Raw genomic sequence first — 18,438 nt, 5'->3', positions numbered from 1 at the left:
GCGAAACCTCCGGCCACTGGAGATCACACATAGCTATGCTTTCCTCTCGCATAGCTATGCTTTCCTCTCGCTGAGTAGGCGGCAGTGGTTCATCCGAGCACCTGTTGCATGGGGGACATTGCGTTGACGATCGGCGTTGCCCTGGGGACCGCCGCCATCGGACTCCTCACCGGGCGAACCGTCCTGATCATTGCTACTCGCTTCTGCCCGCAGCCGGGCCTGCCGTACGCAACGGAAATCACTACTGCGGCGGTGTTCGGGCTTCTCGGCTGGAAGATCGGACTTGATCCCCTCCTCCCGGCGTACCTCTACGCGGCCGGCACCGGAGTCGCGCTCAGCATGATCGACCTACGAACGCGACGACTGCCCGACGCGCTCACACTGCCCTCGTACGTCATCCTCCCGGCACTCGTGGCCATCGGCGCGATAACCAGCAAGGAGGGGCGCTTCCTCGTCGGGATGCTCCTCGGCGCGCTCGCCGCATTCCTCCTCTACTTGAGCTTCCACCGGATCAACACCGCCCTCGGGGCCGGAGACGTCAAGGCATCCGGCTTGGTCGGCGGCGTCCTCGGCACCCTGGGCGCAAACGCCTGGATCCTCGGCATCGGCGCCGGCCTCGTACTGGCAGCCCTGTACGCGGTAGCCCTGCTGACCAGGGGCAAGGGCACCGGCTCCACGCTCATGCCGTACGGACCGTTCATGTTCGCCGGATGCCTCTTAGGCATCCTCACGGCGTAGAGCGCCGAATACTCTCCATCGCTGGCGCAGGGGACTAGCCTCGGGCTTTCGCGGTGAATTTCTCCGAGGTTGATCGTTTACATGAGAAAAGTGCCTCCGAGCTGGGAGGATGGGCTTGTCGAGAGTCCTGTCCGCACCAGTTCAGAAGGCACCTTTCACGTGCAGGCTATCGCTTCCCAACGCAAGATCGTCGCCTCTGCCGACGGAACGGGGCTCATCTCCCAAGCAGGCGGACTGCTCCTGCTGGAGACACTGCGAGTCACCGGCCTGGACCGATCACTCTCCACGCAGCTGGAGCGGTGGCGCCCGGCACGTGCCGTCCACGATCCGGGCAAGGTCATCGCGGATCTGGCCATCAGCCTCGCCCTCGGCGGGGACTGCCTGGCCGACATCGCGATACTGCGCTCCCAGCCGGAACTGTTCGGCCCGGTGGCCTCCGACCCGACCGTCTCCCGGCTGATCGACCGGCTGGCCGCCGACCCAACCCGGGCGTTGAAGGCCGGCCATCCGCGCCGCTCGTGCCACCGCCCGTCAGCGAGCCTGGACCCTGGCCGGACAGCATGCGCCCGGCACCGACAGCGAGCCGATCCCCCTCGATATCGACGCCACCATCGTCATCGCCCACTCCGACAAACAACAGGCCGCACCGACCTGGAAGAAGACCTTCGGCTTCCATCCGATGACCGTCTTCGCCGACCACGGCGCCGACGGTGCCGGCGAGCCCCTCGCCCTCGTGCTGCGGCCAGGCAACGCCGGATCCAACACCGCCGCAGACCACATCGACGCCACCCGGATCGCCCTGGCCCAGCTACCCAAACACCGCCGCCGTCAGGTGCTGATCCGCACCGACTCCGGCGGTGGCACCCACGAGTTCCTGTCCTGGCTCACCACACCCGGCCGGCGGCTCGCCTACTCCATCGGATTCACCCTCACCGACGATATCCAGCACGCCATCCTGACCCTGCCCCCTGATGCGTGGACGCCCACCTACGACGCAGACGGCCAGGTCAGAGCGGGCGCCTGGGTCGCCGAACTCACCGGCATGCTCGACCTTTCCTCCTGGCCGAAGGGGATGCGGGTCATCGTCCGCAAAGAGCGCCCGCACCCGGGAGCGCAGCTGCGCTTCACCGACATCGACGGGCACCGCTTCACCTGCTTCGTCACCAACACCCGGCGCGGGCAGCTCGCCGATCTGGAGCTGCGGCACCGCCGCCGCGCCCGCTGCGAAGACCGCATCCGGGCCGCCAAGGACACCGGCCTGCGCAACCTGCCGCTGCATGAGTTCACCCAGAACCAGATCTGGTGCGAGCTCGTGGCGCTGGCCTGCGAACTATTGGCGTGGATGCAGATGCTCGCCCTGCACGGCACCCCTGCTCGTCGGTATGAGCCCAAACGCCTTCGGCTGCGCCTGTTCGCCGTCGCCGCCCGGCTGGTCCGCGGTGGACGCCGACTACGGCTGCGCCTGGCCGCGCGCTGGCCCTGGTCCGACCAGCTCATGGCCGCCATCACCCAGCTGCAGGCGCTCCCGACACCGACCTGACCAGCGAAAAGCCGCCCCTACGAGATGGAAAGGACACCCTCGGGCCCGTGGAACCCCGCCCACCCCGGCGCGACAGCCGGGCCAACGGGCTGACTACCACCGAGAAATCAACCACCAGCCGAACCACTCAGCCGACCACGCGAAGATCACGAAAGATCGAGGCTAGGCTAGATGCGACCGATCTCATTTCTCTTTCGCAAAGAGTGGAACCGGTCAGGGGCCGTTCCCTCTCGGGGGATCGGCCCCGCTACTCGTTGAGGAGTTCCTTCAGCAGGGTAAACCCGGGCATGCTCTCCCTGGGCCGTATGCCGACCTCGAACATCTCCGGCTCTTCGAAGACCGGTTCGCCGCTGGGGCGGCGTGCATAGGCCACGCGGCCGTAGTCGACACCGTCATCCCGGTCGAAGCTCATCCATGTGATGGCCTCCTGCTCGCCTTCACGTAGAGGATGGTTGGAGACAGCGCGAGTGGCTATGGTGCTCGGCGGCTTGAAGATCCAGACCTGTGGCACCGCCAAAACCCATCGAGCTGCACGGACCTCCAGTGCCTTCGTGGCGACCCTGTGTTCGAACGCGGCGGCTGTCTCTCGATCGCGCAGGTAGTCGTAGTCACTGAGCACGAGGCGGCGCTCCCCTTCCAGCATGACGATCGCGGGGCAGTCACGAGCGAGAATGCTCTTCTCCAGCCGTTCGATCACGTCGAAGAGCAGATTCGCCGTCTCCTCGTTCATCCGACCTTCTCTCGCAAGACTGCCCTATCGCTCGCAGTCGGAGCCGATAGCTAGCTGACATGGTGCCAGTACTGAACTGAACACTAATGCGATGAGGTCGCGGTCCACCGCTAGATCGACCAGCACGAACATCGGGCGCGACCACCCCTTGTTGGAAGCAGTTAGGGTGATCAAGCGAGTGGGCGACATAACTCACGTGATCTTTCAGGTGGAACAGTGATCCCGAGATGCGACAAGCACGCGCACGCCTCCAGCCATGACGCCCCATAGCCTTTCTGCCAGTAAGAACGCACCTCCGGCAGGAACTCCAACTCCGGTATGGCGGCGGACCTTGCGAGCCTCATGAAGCTCGTGATGGCTGAGGCTGCCTGGCCGCTATCCCGCCGTCGCCGCCGAAACGGACGACGCGGCCACCGTGCGCGAAGCGGGTGTCCGAGGCCGTCCTCCCCCCGACGTCGCCGACACCGCCACCGTCGTCTGCGCCAGCCTGGAGGCGGCGCATCAGCACCCCCGCGCGGACAGCACCCCTCGGGCTGGTTCCCGAACCTCCTGCACATTGTCCGGGTCGTCCGGGAGTCCGCTACGGCTCCAGTCCCGCTCACCATACGGCCCCCGGCAGCCGGGGCGGCGGGAGCCGTACGGTTTCAACGTTCAAGGTCACGATGCCGCAGCAGCGGTGAGTGGGCGGTCGACGACCTTGGACAGGGTGAGCAGGGTGCCTTGGTCGAGGTCGTCGATGCCGCCGGTGACGGCGCGAAGCATGTTGCGTTCGGCTCGCTCGGCGCCGCGTACGTTCTGCTCGTGATGCGTAAAGGTGTTCACCGCTTGGACGACGCCCCAGGCTGTGCCGCTCCACGGTGCTACCCGGTGATCGTGGTTCCAGAGCTTGGTCAGGGTGTCGCGCTTGTGTTCGGCCATGGTGCGGCTGCGGCCTCGCTCGTCGGGCATCGGGACGTGGGCGTCCAGGAACTTGTTCCACTCCCGCCGGGTGACCTCGACCTGGCACAGTTCGCGTACGGCCATTGAGAACTCATCGGCCAGCGTGTACACGATGTTCAATGCGTCGCGGGCTTCGGCGAGCCGCAGCCGCGAGTGCCGTGAGTGCTTGATCTTGAGCTGCTGTCCGCGTTCGGCGAGGCCGGCGGCCATCGTGTTGTCGCACACGATGCTGGTCACTGCCCGTTTAAACGTGGTGGCCAATGATCCGTCGAAGGAGGTCGCGCCGAACAGGTGGGGGCGGAACTCCACGCCCTCGGGCGTGACCACGTTCTCGGGAACCTCTACCGACACCCACGCCACCGCCCCGTTCTTCAGCAGCCCGGCGGAGCCGATCGACAGGTCTGAGTCCAGGAGCCGGGAGATGGTGTTGATCAGCCATTCGACGTAGGGATGCGGCTCGTATCCGTCGGAGAAGATGCCCATGACGTGGCCGTTGTCGCTACGCAGGATCGCCTGCCTGCCGGGTACCTGGGCGAGCCCGCCGCGCGGGTCCTCCACGTAGACCGGGCTGGACAATGCCTCCCAGTCGAACAGGCGGCGCTTGACGTCGTCGACGGGGATCGGGCCGGGGTAGTGGTTGGTTTCTTCCTCTTGCATGCTGGCGCGGTAGTGCCAGGCGGTGCCGCGCTTGTCGGTGAAGCCGATCAGGGTGTTGGCGTTGAGCCACTCCAGGGTCTCCTTGGACATGTTCTTCTCCGTTTCGGCGGAAATGGGAAAGGCACCGGCCACGGGCCGGTGCCTTCGGTGTGTTACTTGGGTGTCGCGTGCAGGGGCGGGACATGGCCGGATCCGTTCCGGCCTCCGCTGCCTGGGGGGTTCGGGTGCGCTGCCGGTGTTCGGGTGCCGGTCAGGTGGCGCGGTGCTGTACGGCGTAGGCCATGCGTTCGGTGAGTTCGCGGTCGGCGTCGCGGATCTCGATGGTGCTGGTGGTGGTGTCGCCGTGCACGGTGAACGTGCCGATGGTGTTGCCGAGCCGCCAGCGGATGACCGTTTCGCGTTCCTTCTCAGTGAGTGTCGCGTCCGGCAGCAGGGTCATCAGGGTTTCGGCGAACTCGACGCGGGTGCCGTTCTCGGTCGCCCTGGCGGCCAGCCGTTCACAGCACGCGGCCAGGTCTTTCCGGTAGTCGGGCAGGAGACGGCGCTCGATCCTTTTGGCGATGAATTTGGCCCCGCGGACGGCCGTCACCGTGATCTCGTGCCGTCGCAGGTTGAGGAGCAGGCCCCGGCTTCCGTCGGGGTAGATGCCGAGCACCCTGATGCGCCCGTTCTGGTTCCAGATCGGATGCACGACGAGCCGGACGCCGGCCGGTCCCATCAGGTAGGCGGGATGACCGGGCCGCACCAGCGGGGTAAAGCCTTCAAGGTGTTCGGCGACCTCGAACACCAGCTCATCGACCTCCCATTCATTCAAGGCAGGTCTCCTTTCGCATTTGTTGGTTGGCAAGTATGGGAGCGGGCCGATCTCGCCCGAGAGGAAGCGTCGCGAATTGCCGAATCGGAAACCGGAACCGCGCTTTCCGGTCGCTGATTACTCACACCTAAATACGGGAGGCAGGACGGCTCGAACGTCCACACCTCCGAGATCAACAAGTATGCTGAGCAGCGCGGACAGCTCGAACGGTGGCACGCCTGGCGTCAGGATCGATGGGTGCTGCACCCTCCTACACAGCACCCACCGAACCGTTATGTGCCAGCGACTTGTTTATGGTTACTCTTCGTTGCGGAGCCGTTCCTGTTCGGCCCGGAACCGATAGATGTCGCGGCCGGGTGTAGCGCATTCCTGACAGCGGCAGCCATATTTATGGATGGCGCTGACATGGAAAAGCTGAACACGGCTCTCCCACGGTGTGGGATACAGCGAGTCGTCCAGTTCCACACGGGCGCGGCTATGCTGCTCGTCGACCTCGGTGACCGTCCCTGGGTAGAAGAACGGGGACTCGTAGCTCTCTGACCACCAGGGCCGTATCGGGATGTGGAAGGAGGGCCGGACCAGGACGCGGTCACCGACCTTCAACGTTGTCGGCCCTCTTCCACAGCTCCAGCGCGCCCGCCGCGTCGTCGACGCCGGGCCGGTTGGCTCCGCGCAGGTCCGCCAGCGTCCAGGCCACCCGCAGTAGCCGGGGAAGCCCCTCGACCGTCAGCAGCCCGGTATTCACAGCGGACCGCAGCAGTTCGACGGCCTCCGGCTCGGCGGCGAAGCTGGTGCGCAGCTCCAGCGCGGGAACCTCGGCGTTGGTCCGCCAGGGCGTTTCGGCCAGCCGGTGGGCCGCCCGTACCCGGGCCGCGACTACTCGGGCGGCTACCGCCGCGCTCGGCTCACCCGCCTGCGCCCCACGGTCCCCCCACTCGATCGGGGCGCATACGGCGACACGTGGCAGGAGCAGGGCCAGACGCCCCAGGTAGCGGCGTCTGTCCACCGGTCTGCACGTGCACGCCTGCCCTTCCGGACATGGGCAGCGGCGGGCGTCGAGTACGAGCGTGAACCGTGCCGGATAGCGGACGGTGCGGCCGAGTCCGGTAATGCGGACCTGTCCGGTGTCCATGGGCCGGCTCAGCCCGTCCAGGGTCGGGCGGGCGAACTCGGGTGCGTCGGCCAGGTGGAGCACTCCGCGGTGGGCGAGCGAGACCGCGCCCGGGCGGTTTCCGGCGACGCTGCCGAAGATCGCCGCAGGTGTGGACGTGTGGTGCGGCGAACAGATCGGCACCCTTGCCCCCGGTGCCCGGTCGGATCGTCCGGCCAGTGAGTAGATCTCGGCGACCTCCCGGGCAGCCTCCACCTCCAGCGGCGGCAGGATGCCCGGCAGGCGTTCGGCGAGCATCGAGGCCGGGCCGTCCCCGATCAGGAACAGGTGGTGCCCGCCCGCCGCGCATACCTCCAGCGCGCGGCGGGCGGCCTCGTTGCCGGGAACATCGGCCAGATCCACCCCTGAGGATTGCCCGGGGGGTGCCGGGGGTTCGGGCGGCCGGTAGCGGTAGCCGTCCAACGTCCCCTTGCGCAGCCGTTCGATCACCTCGGCCAGCCTCGTCACGGGGATCACCACGGCGCCGGGTACCTGTGCCGCTTCCGGCGCGCAGCCGGCGGGCACCACCACCGTGGTGATCCCGGCCTGTACGGCGGCGCGGACGGCGGGCAGGACGCCCCTTATGGGGCAGATCCCGCCGTCCAGCGCCAGTTCCCCGAGGAACACCCGTCCGGCGATCCGCTTGGGCGGGATCACTCCGGAGGCGGCCAGGGTGGCCAGGGCCAGCGCGAGATCGGCCGCCGCGTCGTAGACCGGCGGGATCGCCGGGCTGATGCTGACGGTGACCTTGGCGTCCGGCCACGCCGTTCCGCTGTTGAAGATCGCCGAGCGGATCCGCGCACGGGCCGGCCAGACCGACAGTTCGGGCAGGCCAACCAGGTGCAACTCCGCTCCGCCGGGTACGGCGTCGGCCTCGATGTCCACCACGCGGGCATCGAGGCCGACCAGCACCGCCGACCGGGTGGACGCGTACCCCGTCGTCATCCCCTCGGTCACCACCCCTCCGGCAGCACCGGCCGCGTCCCCGCCGGGTACTGCGCCGCCTGGGCGCTGATCTCCTCAGCCATCCCGGCGTGATCGATCCCGGAGGTCACCTCCGGTGGCAGCCCATGGTTCAGGGCGAGCTGGACCAGCCGGGCGAGCCGATAGTCGCCGTCGGCGGACAGGGAGCGCTCGACCGCGACGCGCGCCAGCGGTCCGTCACCGGTACGCAGGGCGATGAACGCCAGCAAGGCGGCGGGGGCGGCGGCGAACTCCGGCTCCACCCGGCAGGTCAGTTCGGTCCACAGCCTGATGTGCGTGTCGTTGTCGTATCGGCCGATGAAGGTCATCGCTCCGTCCCGGACGATGATCGAGGTCAGCAGCACGCCGAGCCAGGCGACCATGTCCGGGGGTAGGTCCTGCCCAGCTTTGACCTTGTCGAGTGCGGCGCCGACCTGCGTGAGCCCCTCCTGATACCAGCCCTGGCCCCCGTCACGGGCGAGCGTGGCACGGACTTGCGTGCATACGGCACGCGTGGCGGCTGTCATCTGCTCGCGGTCTGGTCCGCCGACGGGGGCGAGCGTGGCGACCAGCGCCGCGCGGTCGGGCCGGGCGACGTATCCGGCGAACACCGCCGCAGCGGCGGCCGGGTTGCCGGTGGCGTCGTAGGTGGTGCCGTGCGGGGGGCAGCATTCGGGATCGCGGCAGGAGTACGACCAGTAACGGCCGCCCTCGACCCGTAGGGCGTCGATCACCTCGATGCCGGCGTCGGAGAGTTTGCCGCATACGGCGTCCATTGCCGGGGTGACGTGCCATCCGGGCCCGTACCCGATCAGCAGCACGCGCCCGATGTCGTGGCGGGTGAGCAACTCGGCGAAGTGCCGGGCCATCTCCGGGCTGTCTTCTGAATCCTCCGGCAGGTCGACCCGCACGCTGACGCGCAACCCCCGCGCCCCAGAGTCTGGGTCGTGGCCGGGTTCGAAGGCCATGGCGACGATGCTGCGCTCCGGATGGAATCCCAGCATGTAGGGCACGATCGCGATGAAGTCCGCCGGGCGGCTCAGCCGCACGGTGTGATCCAGGCGAGCGGTCATGGATGTCCTCCAGACATGAGAAAGCCCCCGGCGGCCAATGGCCGGGGGCGAACGAACAAGAACAGAACGAAAAGCTGTAAAGGAAGTACGGGTCAGCAGTGCTCGATGCGGACGCCGCCGCGCGGTCCCAGGAAGATCCGCCGATCGGGGTAGTCCAGCCCGTCGCGAGAGCCGTACATGGTGATCTCGCAGTCCTCCCCCACGCACGGGGTGAGCACCTCGGCGGCTTCACGGTCGGTGAACGCGAACCGCGAACGCTGCCAATAGCCGTGCCGGTAGCGGTCGAGCAGCTTGCTCCGGGCCTCGGCCAGACAGGAGAACTCCTCCAGATCACCCAGTTCCGGCGGGCCGTACCCGCTGCCGCCGTACCACAGACCGAACCAGCGCCCCATGGTGATGATCACCTCCTTTCAAAAGTGGGGGCGCGGAGCCGCTATCAAGCCGCGTCACGGGACGGACACCCGGGCGAGGCGTGGTCGCCCCCGCAGTAGCCGCACCAGTCATCCATGGCGTAGATCGACAGTTCCTCGGCGTACTGTTCGCTCCACTCCCGCTGAGCCGCCGTGTAGGAGTCGAAATAGTCGGCGTCGGTGTCACCCGGTTGCACGGTCAGGAAGCGCAGGACCGTCCGTGCGGCGTTGATCAGCTCATCGGGCGTGAGGACCGCGCCGACGCCCGAGCAGACGTCGGAGGCGGTGAAGATCGTACGGCGGCGCCGCGACAGCCGGTACCGCCAGCGGATCCGGCCCTCATCGGTCCGCCCCGCGGCCTCCAGCTCCAGCAGGTGATCGGCGTCGATCTGCCACGCGGGCACCAGCCGGGAGCTGATGATCCACCCGGGCGGCAGGGTCAGGGCATGCGTCGGGGCATGCGTCATCGCCATGGCGACTCCAAAGAGACTCGGAAAGATGGAATGGAATGGCGGCCGTCACCAGGGGCGACGGCGGGCCAGATGATGCGGTCGTACGGTCGAGCTGACCGCGTGGATCTCGCAGTCCTGGAAATCCAGGGCCGAGATGAAGCAGCGTGAGCAGCGGATCAGCCGCACGCGCGCCCCGGAGGTCCGGTTGGTGTGCGTGGCGTCGATCCACAGATGGGTGCTGGCCAGGCAGCCGAGACAAGTGATCACCTCGGCGCCCGTGGGCATCGGCGTGAGCGCCAGCGTCGCCACATACTCACGTGCACCGCCGGGATCGGCTGCGCACACCAGAGTCGCGGCATCCGGGCGAACCTCGCCCAACGCGATCACCCGCATCACCCGGCCACCGCTGGAGACCGTCAGATCTCCCACAGTCCAACCGGGCGGGCCGGCAGCATTCACCTCCACAGGATCACTTTCCCTTTCGTACGGGTGCCCGTTCGGGCGGCCTACGTCCGTACGGATGCGCGGGAATCACGACAGCAACGTTCCGCGCGTTCGGCGAAGCGTGGTTTAACCGACGCTCGCACCGGCGCGAATTGCTCTCATTTAAATACGGTGGCCGGAACGGCCCGACCGTCCGCACGCGGCAACAATTTCCGCAGCATTGCCGCGCGCGCCGCACTTCGACGGTTTGCCCGTTCCGGCCACCGGTCGCCGTTCTGCGGTGTGATAATTCACATCGTAGAACAGCGTGTGAGAGCGGGTATCACGCGGTACGGGTGAGACGCGTACCGGCGGATTCCGCTCTCACTTAAATACGGGGACCCGAACGACCCGACCGTCCGCACGCGGCAACATTTTTCAACGTCACCGCGCGACATTCGGACAGTCGACCGTTCCAGCCCCCTAGCCGTTCCGCGATGCAGCAACATGCGCCGCAGAACAGCACGTCAGAGCGGGCATCTCGCCGATACGCGTGACACGCGTACCGGCGATTTTCGCTCTCACTTAAATACGGTGACCGGAACCGCCCGACCGTCCGCAGATGGAAACGCTTTTCAGCGTTGCCGTGTCGCGCCGACGGTCGCCGCTCCGGCCACCGTAACCGTTCCTAAAGCGCAGCAACTAGCGCTTCTGAACGGCATGTGAGAGCGGGCATCACGTCGGACGCGTCAGACGCGCACCGGCGGATTCCGCTCTCATCTAAATACGGGGATCGTAGCGGTCCAAACGTCCGCCCCTATCAAGATTCTTTTTCGTCTCAGGTGGAGTGATGGCGCATTCTTGCGGGCACGAGAAAGGGCCCTAGAACGCTTCCTAGAGCCCTTTCGTAAGCTTTTGTCAGTCCTCTGTACTGTGGGTGCCGACGTGAGCTATCGTGCTCCTGACGTCGTCAAGACGCTCCGACAGTTCCCGCCACTCCGCCCGACCGGCGTCACGCACCCTGATCACGTTCCGGCGAGAGCCGTACGTGCCGCCGTAGCGCGCCTGAGCAATGGCGCTCAGGATCCCCGCGCGCCCCAGATCATCAGCCTGAGACGCCGTTTCCATGACGTCGGAAATGATCGGAAAGTCGCGACCGTCGCCGAACGCCTGACGGAAGATGGCCGCGCTGTTCTGGGCGACGCAGAACGCCACAGCGGCCCCCGTGACCGTCTCCGCGCGCGGAACGCCGCGCATGAGCTGAGCCCCGGGTGTGGCGTCGATCTGATCCGCCGGAACATCGATCCTGTAGCCGTTACGCGCGGCGGCATCCCTGACCGCCCACCGCTGCAACGTGGTCCGCGTAATGGTCATCTCGCCACCGTCCCGCCGAACGTAGATCCACGCGGGCATGTCGACCGTGCTTTCGGGTGCCCTCTCACACGACGCGATGATGTCCCGCAGACGCTGCGCGAACAGAAGAACGGCGTCTTGCGTGACGTCGTCTGACACGTCATCCGTGCCGTACGGAGCGTGCCCTTCCTTGACGATGGTCGCGCTTCCGTCCATGCGCTTCCGTGACCTCGTGGCGTCGACCGTCCGGCAGTAGCCGCGTGCGAGCCTCTGAATCTCCGCCCAATCGTTCGGCGTCACTCGCGCCATGTCTTCCGGCGTGAGCTTCTCGCCCGGAACGTTGGAGGGGACGCACTTACCGGGAGCTCCATTCGACATCTTTCGATCTCCGATCTTCAGGGCCGCGAATGAGCGGCACCGTTTCTCTTTCGCAATTCAATTGAACCGCAGAACAGAGACCAACACAACAACATCCCGCACGCCTTTACGATGTTTTCCCTGGCCAAGAGGCGAGGATGAGCCATAGAGAAAGGAGCAAGAGGCGTGAACAAGAGCCAAACAAAAGAGGCAAAATGGACAGTGGCTCACCTTCAAGCCGGCGGGCTAGGAAACGAAATAAGCCAGAGAAGTAACACCGAATGAAATTCAATAATCTGGAGTCATTGAAAATCGCGAGCACGCCTCTCTCGCAGCCCTTCGATCAGGGAGGTTCCCTAGGGAGTTTCCCTATAGAGTCGGGCCGGCGAGAGGCCGCAGCACAAACCGTTGACCAGCGGCGATACTGCTACGATCATGACCAGTCATAAGTGGCGAACCACTGGCCAAGCATTGGCCATACGACTGGCCACTCTCTGAGCTCACCCCACCGCATCCCATGATCGAAACTATCGCGGTAACGTCAGCGCCCGGGCGTCCCCCTCTGACTACCAAGGCCCGAATTCTCGCTGCGGCATCATTGATAATGAGTCCAGCCCTGATCGAGAGCTGATCACTGTCTCGACCGGAACAATTCACGCCTTCGAATCCGAGATAGGCGCGGCTTATTAAGCACTACTGTGACGATCGAACATGCAATCGCATAGCCGATCCGACGCCGCAAGAAAGTCAGCCGATTACCAACCTCGGTGTAGTCGCTACCCTCAGAGTAGATCACAGTCCACTACAGTCAGACCAGTCACCACTTCACCGCAAAGACGAACCGCCTGGTTCGCCGCCATCAATTTGCACCTTGGAGAGAGGGGTTCGGTCGGGTGTTCAGTCGTATTGCCATCGTCAACCGCGGTGAGGCCGCTATGCGGCTCATTCACGCCGTACGGGACATCGCCGCAGAGACCGGGGCACGGATCGAGACCGTCGCCCTGTACACCGATGTCGACCGCACTGCCATGTTCGTGCCTGAGGCTGACATCGCCTACAGCCTGGGTTCCGCGTCGGCCCGCCCGTACCTCGACCTAAAGGTGCTTAAGGGTGCTCTGGTGAAGACCGGTGCGGACGCTGCCTGGGTCGGTTGGGGTTTCGTCGCTGAAGACCCGGCGTTCGCGGAACTGTGTCAGGAGGTTGGGGTTACTTTCATCGGCCCCAGTGCCGAGGCCATGCGCGAACTCGGTGACAAGATCGGTGCGAAGCTGATCGCGGAGAAGGCCGGGGTGCCCGTCGCGCCGTGGAGTCGCGGAGCGGTGGAGTCTCTGGACGCTGCTTTGGCTGCTGCGGCTGAGATCGGCTACCCGCTGATGCTGAAGGCCACGGCGGGTGGCGGTGGGCGGGGTATCCGTGTGATCACCAGTGAGGGTGAGTTGGTCGACGCCTACGAGCGCACCGGCCAGGAGGCCGCGCGGGCGTTCGGCAGTGGCGTCGTGTTCCTGGAGCGCCTGGTCACCGGCGCCCGCCACGTTGAGGTGCAGGTGATCGCCGATGGCCAGGGAACGGCGTGGGCGCTGGGTGTCCGGGACTGTTCGGTGCAGCGGCGCAATCAGAAGATCATCGAAGAGTCGGCCTCTCCGGTGCTCGGCGCCGCGCAGAGCGCCGAGCTCAAAGCCTCTGCCGAGCGGCTGGCCATCGCGGTCGGCTACTGCGGTGCCGCCACTGTCGAGTTCCTGTACCACCCTGGCGAACAGCTGTTCTCTTTCCTGGAAGTCAACACGCGGCTGCAGGTCGAGCACCCGGTCACCGAGTGCACCGCGGGGTTCGACCTGGTCAAAGCCCAGCTATGGGTGGCGTCCGGGAACCGGCTGTTGGGGGAGCCGCCGGTGGAGCGTGGGCATGCCATCGAGGCCCGGCTCAACGCCGAGGATCCCGACCGGGACTTCGCGCCCGCCCCAGGCCGCATCGCGCGGCTGGAGTTGCCGGCCGGACCCGGCATCCGGGTGGACACCGGGGTGGGTGAAGGCGACACCATCCCCGCCGACTTCGACTCGATGATCGCGAAGATCATCGCCCATGGCCGGGACCGTACCGAGGCTCTGGGCCGGTTGCGCCGGGCTCATGGTGATCATCGACGGTGGCGCGACCAACAAGAGTTTCGTGCTCGACCTCCTCGGCCAGCCCGAAGTCATCGATGCAAGCGCTGACACCGGCTGGATCGACCGGGTTCGCGGCGCGGGACGGCTCGTGTCTCACCGGCATTCCGCCGTTGCCTTGGCCGCCGCCGCCATCGCGGCGTACGAGGAAGAAGAACGCGTTGAACAGCAGCGGCTGCTGTCCACGGCCTTCGGCGGTCGCCCGCAGGTGCAGCATGAGCGTGGCCGTCAGCTGGAACTCAAGCTGCGTGGCGTCGGCTACCGGGTGTGGGTCGCCCGGGTCGGCGCGCACCGGTTTCGCGTCGGCTTTGAGTCGGGGGAGGGCGTCCGTACGGCCGATGTCGAACTGAACCGGATCGACCGGCACACCGGGCAGATCGTGGTCAACGGAGCCCGGTACCGGCTGCTCACCGGCACCCACGGTGCCATGCACCTGGTGGAGGTGGACGGCGTCGCCCACCGGGTCAGCCGAGATGAAGGCGGCGTGGTCCGCTCCCCCGCCCCGGCGCTGGTCATCGCCACTTTGGTGGAGGCCGGGGCCGAGGTGGAGGCCGGGGCACCAGTGCTGGTGCTGGAGAGCATGAAGATGGAGACGGTGCTGCGTGCGCCGTTCAAGGCCCGGCTCAAGGAATGTCTGGTCACCGTGGGTAGCCAGATAGAGAGTGGGTCTCCGCTGCTGCGGCTGGAGCCCCTGGCCGAGGACGAGGCCGAGGATGCCGAGACCGCCGAGCAGGTGGAACTGGACCTCCCCGCCGTACCGAAGGAGATCCCGGCCCGTGACCGCGCCCAGCGTGGCCTGGAGGATCTGCGCAGCCTGCTGCTTGGTTTCGACGTGGACCCGCACGACGAAGGCAGGGTGCTAGAGGACTACCTCGCCGCGCGGCAGGCCGCCACCGCGGATGGGCACCGCTTCCTCACGGCGGAACTGTGCCTGCTGAACGTGTTCTCTGACCTCGCCGAGCTGAGCCGTAACCGCCCACCCGCTGAGGAGGTCAGCGGCGAAAGCCACGTGCACAGCGCTCGCGAGTACTTCCACACCTACCTGCAGAGTCTCGAGGTGGAACGCGCCGGGCTGCCGGAAACATTTCAGGCCAAGCTGGCCAAGGCGCTCGGCCACTACGGCATCAATGACTTGGAGCGCACCCCAGAGCTGGAAGCTGCGGTGTTCCGGCTCTTTCTGGCCCAGCAGCGGGCGGCCAGTGACGCCGATGTCATCACTACCCTGCTGCGGGCCTGGCTGCGCGAATCGCCGCCGGACGCCACGCTACGCGAACCCGTCGGCCTGGCCCTGGAACGCCTGGTGGCCGCCACCCAGCTGCGCTTCCCAGTGGTATCCAACCTAGCGCGTGGCGTGGTGTTCGCCTGGCTCAGCCAGCCGCTGCTGCGCCGCAACCGGGCCCGCGTCTACGCCGATGTCCGAAAGCAGCTGCGCTACTTGGACGCGAACCCAGACGCCGCGGACCGCGCCGAGCGGATCGCCGAGCTGGTGCGGACCACCGAGCCCTTGGTCCGGCTGCTCGGCCAGCGCCTCGTCCACAAGGAGCTGGACAACACCATCATGCTGGAGGTGCTGACCCGGCGGTACTACGGCAACAAGCGCCTCGTCGGCGTCCACACCCGCAAGAACGCCGGCTGCACCTTCGTGGTCGCCGAGCGCACCGACTTCACCGTGGTGTCCACCGCCGTCGGCTTCCATGCCCTGGGCGACGCTCTGCGCGGCCTGGCCGAACTGGCGGCTGGTGAGGACGCCCTGGACTCCGACATCTACCTGGCCTGGGACAACCAGCCGGAGGACTCCGCCGACGCGGCCGCCGAACTGGGCAAGGTGGTCAGCGTGCACCCGCTGCCCCCGCAGGTTCGCAGGCTCACCCTGACCGTCGCCGGCCGTGGTGGCGCGGTCATGCACCACCACTTCACCTTCCGCCCCTCGGTTACCGGAATGGTGGAGGAGCGGCTGATCCGCGGCCTGCACCCGTACATCGCCCAGCGGATGCAGATGGAGCGGCTGCGCAAGTTCGACCTCACCCGCCTGCCCTCCTCCGACGAGGAGGTGTACCTGTTCCGCTGCATCGCAAAGGAGAACCCTGCCGACGACCGTCTGGTGGCGTTCACGCAGGTCCGAGACCTGGTGGCACTGCGGGAGCACGACGGCCGCCTGGTCGCCTTGCCCACCGCCGAGGACGCCCTGGCCACCTGCCTGGACTCCATCCGCCGGGCCCAGTCTCGGCGGCCCTCAGCGACCCGGTTCCCCACCAACCGCATCGTGGTCTACGTCTGGCCTCCCAGCGATATCACTCGCGCGGAGCTGGACGTGCTCGCCAAGCCGGTGTTGCCGACCACCACGGGCGCCGGGCTAGAGGAAATCTTGTTCATCGGGCGGCAGCGCGGCGAGACCGGCAAGCTCACCAAGACCGCCATGCGCATCTCCTTCGACGCCACCGGCGGCAGCGAGCTGACCATCAGCGAGCCGTCCGACGAGCCAGTCGAGCCGATCGACGACTACCGGCAGAAGGTGCTGCGCGCGAGCAGCCGCAACACCGTGTACCCGTACGAGTTGACCAAGCTGCTCGGCGACTTCGTCGAGCACGATCTCGACGGCCACGCGCTGGTGCCGGTTGACCGGCCGAAGGGGCGCAACAGCGCGGCGATCGTCGCGGGCGTGGTCACCACGCCGACCCCGCTACACCCGCAGGGCGTCACCAGGGTCGTGCTGCTCGGCGACCCGACGAAGTCGCTCGGCGCGCTGTCCGAACCGGAATGCCGCCGAGTGATCGCCGCGCTGGACCTGGCCGAACGGCTGCGGGTGCCGTTGGAGTGGTACGCGCTGTCCGCCGGCGCCCGGATCTCCATGGAGTCAGGCACGGAGAACATGGACTGGGTGGCCGCCGCGCTCAAGCGGATCGTCGAGTTCACCCAAGACGGCGGCGAGATCAACGTCGTGGTCGCGGGCATCAACGTCGGCGCGCAGCCGTACTGGAACGCCGAGGCGACCATGCTCATGCACACCAAGGGCATCCTGGTGATGACGCCGGACTCGGCGATGGTACTCACCGGCAAGCAGTCGCTCGACTTCTCCGGCGGCGTATCGGCCGAGGACAACTTCGGCATCGGCGGCTACGACCGGGTGATGGGCCCGAACGGGCAGGCGCAGTACTGGGCGCCGAACCTGGCCGCCGCCCGGGACGTGCTGATGTCGCACTACGACCACACCTACGTCGCGCCCGGCGAGAATGCGCCGCGGCGGGCCAAGACGACCGACCCCATCGACCGGGACATCTCAGACTTCCCGCATGTGCTGGCCGACAGCGGCTTTACCCGAGTGGGCGAGATCTTCTCCGCCGAGGCCAACCCGGACCGCAAGAAACCGTTCGATATCCGGACGGTGATGCGGGCGCTGTCCGACCAGGACCACCCGGTGCTGGAACGCTGGGCGGGCATGTCAGACGCGGACACCGCAGTAGTGCAGGACGCACACGTCGGCGGCATCCCGGTGTGCCTGTTGGGCATCGAGTCCCGGTCGGTGCCGCGGCGTGGATTCCCGCCCACCGACGGCCCGGATACGTATACCGCAGGCACGCTGTTCCCACAGTCCTCGAAGAAGGCCGCGCGGGCGATCAACGCGGCCAGCGGCAACCGGCCCCTGGTGGTACTGGCGAACCTGTCGGGCTTCGACGGCTCGCCGGAGTCGATGAGGAAGCTGCAACTGGAGTACGGCGCGGAGATCGGCCGGGCGATCGTGAACTTCCGTGGGCCGATCGTGTTCTGTGTGATCTCGCGGTACCACGGCGGTGCGTTCGTGGTGTTCTCCAAGGCGCTGAATCCGAACATGACCGTGCTGGCCTTGGAGGGCTCCTTCGCCTCAGTACTCGGCGGCGCCCCCGCCGCGGCAGTGGTGTTCTCCGGCGAGGTCGCCGCCCGGACCGCAGCTGACCCGCGGGTGCGGGACCTTGAAGCCCGGATCGCGGCCACTACCGGTGTCGATCGGGCCACATTGAGTGCCGATCTGGACGAACTGCGCGCCGCGGTCCGGGCGGAGAAACTCGGTGAGGTGGCCGGAGAGTTCGACCGGGTACACAACATCGAGCGTGCGGTCGCAGTCGGCTCGGTCGACGCGGTGATCCGAGCCGCCGAACTCCGGCCGAGGGTCATCAAGGCGATCGAGGCCCGGCTGAAGTAAGAGGATCCAGTCGCCGACCGTGAGGTGATCGCGACGGACCTGCACCGGATTCGGGAGCTGTCCTAATTTACCGTCATCCCTTCTTCGCGATCTACTCACGGTGGTGGCCGGGTTCGGCGAGGCATTCACCGAGTTGGGGCTTGACCAACCGCACGTGGTCGGGCCTTCCCCGTTGTGTTTAGAGCGAGCCGGCAATCGCCGCGCGATCTGCCTGCCAAGCCGCGGCAATGGCCCGACACCCGGGGTGTGTTGTTATGCGAAGGATCGGCCAGAAAGGCGGTGGCGAGCCATGAGCGAGACGAAGAAAGGAGGGAGTCCCATCGGTCGATGATGGGGAACGTCATGCCTTTGTCCGCGGTGAGGTTTTGTCTCCTCGGCTGGGAGGTGGTGTGGTGCTCAGGGTAGGGACGATGGCAGCACGGATCCGTGTCTGGGCGAGCAGGCCGGCAGTGTCGGCCCCGTCCGCGCAGGTCATGCAGGACGGTGACGGGAGGATTCCGTCT

Annotated in this window: 10 protein-coding genes and 2 pseudogenes; 3 read left to right on the top strand and 9 right to left on the bottom strand. The window is 66.8% G+C overall.

Features of this window, described 5'->3' with window-relative positions; translation table 11 throughout:
* Positions 1 to 123 precede the first annotated feature (123 nt).
* Entirely contained in the window at positions 124 to 738 is a 615-nt protein-coding gene (locus tag AP234_RS10095; protein ID WP_160330407.1) for a prepilin peptidase, read from the top strand.
* Positions 739 to 897: 159 nt separating this feature from the next.
* Positions 898 to 2,278: pseudogene (locus AP234_RS10090) on the top strand (IS1380 family transposase).
* Between the two features lie 247 nt (positions 2,279 to 2,525).
* Here AP234_RS10090 and AP234_RS10085 read toward each other — a convergent pair.
* From AP234_RS10085 to AP234_RS10040, 9 genes are all read right to left on the bottom strand, one after another.
* Positions 2,526 to 3,008, bottom strand: a complete 483-nt coding sequence (locus tag AP234_RS10085; RefSeq protein WP_055479290.1) for a hypothetical protein — start codon at positions 3,006 to 3,008, stop codon at positions 2,526 to 2,528.
* 657 nt (positions 3,009 to 3,665) lie between these two features.
* On the bottom strand, positions 3,666 to 4,694 hold the full coding sequence (locus tag AP234_RS10080; RefSeq protein WP_055479289.1) for a DUF932 domain-containing protein: 1,029 nt from the start codon (positions 4,692 to 4,694) through the stop codon (positions 3,666 to 3,668).
* A gap of 160 nt (positions 4,695 to 4,854) precedes the next feature.
* Positions 4,855 to 5,418, bottom strand: coding sequence for a hypothetical protein (locus tag AP234_RS10075; RefSeq protein ID WP_055479288.1), 564 nt, complete (start codon positions 5,416 to 5,418; stop codon positions 4,855 to 4,857).
* A 589-nt stretch (positions 5,419 to 6,007) separates the two neighbouring features.
* Complete coding sequence (locus tag AP234_RS10065) at positions 6,008 to 7,525, bottom strand: ATP-binding protein (protein ID WP_055479286.1); 1,518 nt, start codon at positions 7,523 to 7,525, stop codon at positions 6,008 to 6,010.
* A complete protein-coding gene (locus tag AP234_RS10060; RefSeq protein WP_055479285.1) occupies positions 7,522 to 8,604 on the bottom strand; it encodes a DUF4192 domain-containing protein in 1,083 nt (360 codons plus the stop codon). Before AP234_RS10060 ends, AP234_RS10065 begins: the two co-directional genes overlap by 4 nt.
* A gap of 92 nt (positions 8,605 to 8,696) precedes the next feature.
* Complete coding sequence (locus AP234_RS10055) at positions 8,697 to 9,008, bottom strand: hypothetical protein (protein WP_055479284.1); 312 nt, start codon at positions 9,006 to 9,008, stop codon at positions 8,697 to 8,699.
* A 32-nt stretch (positions 9,009 to 9,040) separates the two neighbouring features.
* Complete coding sequence (locus AP234_RS10050; protein ID WP_055479283.1) at positions 9,041 to 9,487, bottom strand: hypothetical protein; 447 nt, start codon at positions 9,485 to 9,487, stop codon at positions 9,041 to 9,043.
* Between the two features lie 45 nt (positions 9,488 to 9,532).
* Complete coding sequence (locus AP234_RS10045) at positions 9,533 to 9,895, bottom strand: hypothetical protein (RefSeq protein ID WP_055479282.1); 363 nt, start codon at positions 9,893 to 9,895, stop codon at positions 9,533 to 9,535.
* Positions 9,896 to 10,807: 912 nt separating this feature from the next.
* Entirely contained in the window at positions 10,808 to 11,458 is a 651-nt protein-coding gene (locus tag AP234_RS10040; protein WP_200926330.1) for a hypothetical protein, read from the bottom strand.
* 1,034 nt (positions 11,459 to 12,492) lie between these two features.
* Here AP234_RS10040 and AP234_RS10035 point away from each other — a divergent pair.
* Positions 12,493 to 17,935 (top strand): annotated as a pseudogene (locus AP234_RS10035) (carboxyl transferase domain-containing protein).
* Positions 17,936 to 18,438: the final 503 nt, after the last annotated feature.

It is taken from the genome of Sphaerimonospora mesophila (assembly GCF_001417795.1).
Classification (GTDB): domain Bacteria; phylum Actinomycetota; class Actinomycetes; order Streptosporangiales; family Streptosporangiaceae; genus Sphaerimonospora; species Sphaerimonospora mesophila.
This window is presented reverse-complemented; position numbering and strand designations above follow the sequence as displayed.